This window comes from Pseudomonas amygdali (genome assembly GCF_002699855.1).
GTDB lineage: Bacteria > Pseudomonadota > Gammaproteobacteria > Pseudomonadales > Pseudomonadaceae > Aquipseudomonas > Aquipseudomonas amygdali.
The window spans coordinates 1-4,111 of the sequence record NZ_LKBW01000134.1 but is presented as its reverse complement, the minus strand read 5'-3'; the positions used below and the strand labels follow the sequence as shown (position 1 = coordinate 4,111).

2 protein-coding genes are annotated in these 4,111 nt (G+C 56.0%); one reads left to right on the top strand and one right to left on the bottom strand.

Going from position 1 to position 4,111, the window contains the following annotated elements; all coding sequences use genetic code 11:
- A partial coding sequence (locus tag AO277_RS11405; RefSeq protein ID WP_257214218.1) for an alpha-xenorhabdolysin family binary toxin subunit A occupies window positions 1-1,111 on the bottom strand: 1,111 nt, incomplete at its 3' end.
- Between the two features lie 342 nt (window positions 1,112-1,453).
- Here AO277_RS11405 and AO277_RS11400 point away from each other — a divergent pair.
- Window positions 1,454-3,976, top strand: a complete 2,523-nt coding sequence (locus tag AO277_RS11400; protein WP_044319172.1) for a PepSY domain-containing protein — start codon at window positions 1,454-1,456, stop codon at window positions 3,974-3,976.
- The last annotated feature ends 135 nt before the right edge of the window (window positions 3,977-4,111 follow it).

The following is a 4,111-nucleotide window of genomic DNA, read 5'->3' as shown; positions in this document are numbered from 1 at the left end:
CCGAGCTGGTAAAACAAGGGCCTGCCTGACGGCAGGCCCTAACCAGCCCGAACACAAAAAAACTGATACTCCCGTTTTTAGTGGCCACGTCGGCATCGACTACAATCGTCGCCAGGTTCTGCAAATTAAACTTTACCCTGCTTAATGAGCCCAGAATAGTATTCTTGTCTTGCAAGTTATCTATGTCGGCGGATTGTTGCGTCATTAACTCATTGCGTGCGTAACTGACATGTTCGGCTTCTACGCCAAAATAAATGCCCAATGCCAGGCCCACAATGTTCAAACTACTGACCGAATTCAACGATTGCTGCACCACCGCCTTGTATTCTTTGTTCTTTTCATCGATATCCTTTGCGCGCTGTTCGATATCCAGGTTCAGCTTCGCCACGTCGGCCGGCAGTGAACTGTTGTCGATGGCAACCATTTTGCGCTGTATCTCGGGCCCGACATGCAGCGACAGGTCCAGGCCAAACTGATCCAGTTCCTTCTTGATGGTTTGGGCATCGGCCAGATTGGCTGCAATCAAGTCCAGTATATCGGTGAGGTGGGAGCCGATTTCCTGGGTGATCTCCTTATCGTTTTCATCCAGCTCGATGCCCGGGAAGTCCTTGCCCAGTTCAAGACTCAAGCGTGTTACATCCTCCAGTGTCTTGATCTGATGATGGTCAACGATTTTCCCGGCCCTGACGTCGCCGTTGATCTCCTCCATGCTCTGGCCGTACACCAGCATCTTGCCTGCGAAGACCTTCAGTTTGCTGCCGATGCCCAGAAGGTCGGTGCGCAGAGGACTCCAGCGACGCGCATGCCGGTGGATAAGGTTGAAACTTTTCATGAAGTCTTCAGGTTCAAGCCCTGCACCGGCGCCTTTTGAATAGCCGAGATAAACAATGACGTCCTCCAGCTCAACGGGCAGGGCGAGGCCCGCCAATTCATATTTCTTGAGATTGATAATCTGCTCTTTGGTCAGAATCAAACCGGGTGCACGGGTGACGTGCTTATCATTGGCAGACGACATAGTACTGAACAGTTCGGCCGTTTTTATCGCCTCATCCGCCTTCAGGTCTCCGGATAAAGGTAACGCCTGCATGACGTTGTAAAACATTGGGTTCATGGGTATGTCCTTATTTCCACTGGGAGAACAGATGTTGATCTCCTCAACACGTTAATGTTCTCGTGTTGAAAAAGGTTAGTGTTTATGGGTGAGGGCGTCAAAGCATAAACATGGATTAAAGATGTAAGATAAATGACTCTTTACAGCCAGTCTGCCGTGGGCGGCTGCCCTTTTTTACAGAGGTGGTACATGTATAAATTCAATGCTTTTAATAAAGATGTTTTGTTCCCGTCAGCGGCACGAATGAACAGGGAAACCCACGTTACCTCGATTTTAAGATGAGAATGCGTCGCGGTTGGAGCATACTGCGCGCCGCAGCCTGCAGAGGGGAGAGCGTCGGCGTTGAAGAAAGTCCTGTTTCAACTGCACTGGTTCTTTGGGATCACGGCAGGTCTGGTGCTGACCCTCATGGGGATTACCGGCGCGCTGTATTCGTTCGAAGACGAAATTCTTGATGTTCTGAACCCAGACGTTCTGCTCGTGCATGAGCGTACGGCTACCTTGCCGCCTATTGAGCTTGTTCACAGGCTGGAGGCAGCGACCGGGCTGACCGTCGCTATGCTGCGTGTCGATACGCTGGGCAATCGTGCCGCTCAGGTGTATTTCACCCCGAAGCCGGGCGAACGGCGCGGTCCCAAACGCAATTTCGATCCCTATACAGGCGAGCTGAAAGGCGACGCGATGGGTGAGGGCTTTTTCGACTTTGTCCTGCAACTGCATCGTTATCTGGCTGCCGGTGAGGTGGGTAAGCAGATCACTGCGGCCTGCACGCTGGTTCTGGTGTTCTTCTGCCTGTCCGGGCTCTACCTGCGTTGGCCTCGCAACGCGCTGAACTGGCGTGTCTGGCTGATGATGGACTGGGCTAAAAAGGGCCGCAGTTTCAACTGGGACCTGCATTCGGTGTTTGGTACCTGGTGCCTGTTGTTCTACCTGCTGTTCGCGATCACGGGCCTTAACTGGTCTTATGACTGGGTGAGCAATGGTCTGAACAGGCTGCTGGGAGATTCGCTGCCTGTTCAGCGCAAAGCCCCTGTGGCCCCTTCCAGCCAATCCGCGCCGTTGCTGGTTGATTATGCTGCCATCTGGGACAGTGTGCAGAAAACCGCCGGGCCTGAACTACGTGCTTATAACTTGCGTTTGCCTGCTTCTGGCGGCCAACCGGCCACGGTGTTCTACCTGCTCAAGGACTCACCTCATCCACGGGCTTTGAGCAGCATCACGCTTGACCCGGCCAACGGTCAGGTCAGCTCGGTTTCACGCTATGCAGAGCGCAGTTTCGGCGCGCAATTGCTGGCCAGCAACTATGCGCTGCATGTTGGTAGCTATTTCGGCCTCGTCGGCCGGCTCATCATGACGGCAGCATCGTTGATGATGCCGCTGTTCTTTATCACTGGCTGGTTGTTGTACCTGGATCGACGTCGCAAGCAGCGTGCTGTAAGAAGTGCGCGCGGCGAGGTTCAGAGTGAAGGGGCAGATGATGCTGCTTCCTGGCTGATTGGTTTCGCCAGCCAGAGCGGTTTTGCCGAGCAGTTGGCCTGGCAGGCTGCTGGCCAGTTGCAGGCTTCAGGAGTGTCTGTGCGCGTGAAGCGGCTGGGCGATTTGACCGAAGAGGATTTCAGTCAGAGTCGTAAGGCGCTGTTCGTCGTCAGCACCTTTGGTGAGGGCGAGGCGCCCGATAGCGCGCGGGGTTTCGAGCTTAAGTTGCTGGGTCGTCCGTTGGAACTGAAGCAGCTCGATTACGCCGTTCTGGCCCTGGGCGATCGTCAATACCCGCATTTCTGCGGTTTTGCCCATCGTTTGCATGGCTGGTTGGCTGAGCGTGGCGGGCGCACGTTGTTCCCGCCTGTTGAAGTGGACAGCGCTGATCCAGCAGCCCTGCAACACTGGCAGCAGCAGTTGGGACAATTGACTGGCTCCGTGCCTTCAACGCACTGGCAGGCACCGGTGTTCGAGAACTGGACGCTGGCGCGGCGCGAGCATTTGAACCCGGGCAGCAGTGGTTCGAAGGTTTACCTGCTGGACCTGACAGCGTCGACGTCAGCGAGCTGGCAGGCGGGGGATCTGGTCGAGGTGATGCCGCGCAATGCGGCGCAGGTCATTGAACCCTTTCTCGCCGGGCTGGGTGTCGATCCTGCCACGCCGGTAACCGTGGATGGCTTGCAGGAGCCGCTCAGTCAGGCGCTGGCAACCCGCCAACTGCCGCACAATCGTGCGCATCTGGTGGGCCTGCACGCGCAGGCGCTGATCGACGCGCTGGCGCCGGTATCTGCTCGTGAATATTCGATCGCTTCGATTCCGGAAGACGGACGTCTGCAACTCATCGTGCGTCAGGAGGTTCATCCTGACGGCAGTCTGGGGCTGGGCTCCGGCTGGCTGACCACTCATGCCGACCTCGACAGCGCGATCAGTCTGCGTTTGCGCCGCAACAGCAGTTTTCATTTGCCTGTCGATTCCGTCCCGCTGATCTTGCTGGGCAATGGTACGGGGCTGGCCGGTTTGCGCAGTCTGCTCAAGTCTCGCATCGCTCAAGGGCAGATGCGCAACTGGCTGCTATTCGGCGAACGTAACCGCGCCCACGATTTTCATTGTGGTAACGAACTGGAGGACTGGCTGGAGGCTGGTCATCTGAATAGACTGGATCTTGCCTTCTCACGTGACCAGGCTGAGAAAATCTACGTGCAGGATCGCTTGCGTGATGCGGCTGATGAACTGCAAAAATGGCTGGACGACGGTGCCGCGATCTATATTTGTGGCAGCCTGATCGGTATGGCGGCGGGGGTGGATCAGGTTTTGAAGGATGTGCTGGGAGAGCAGAGAGTCAGTGAGCTGATCGAGCAAGGACGTTATCGGCGGGATGTGTATTGATCAGCGTGCCGATACGGAAGTCTTTGAGAAAGATCGGACGCGGAGCGTCCAGAACTGCGTGCCCACGCTGGAGTGGTATGCCCCCCGAAGGTTGGACAATTATCCACTTACGCTGCCTTGGCGGCCTGCATCCTG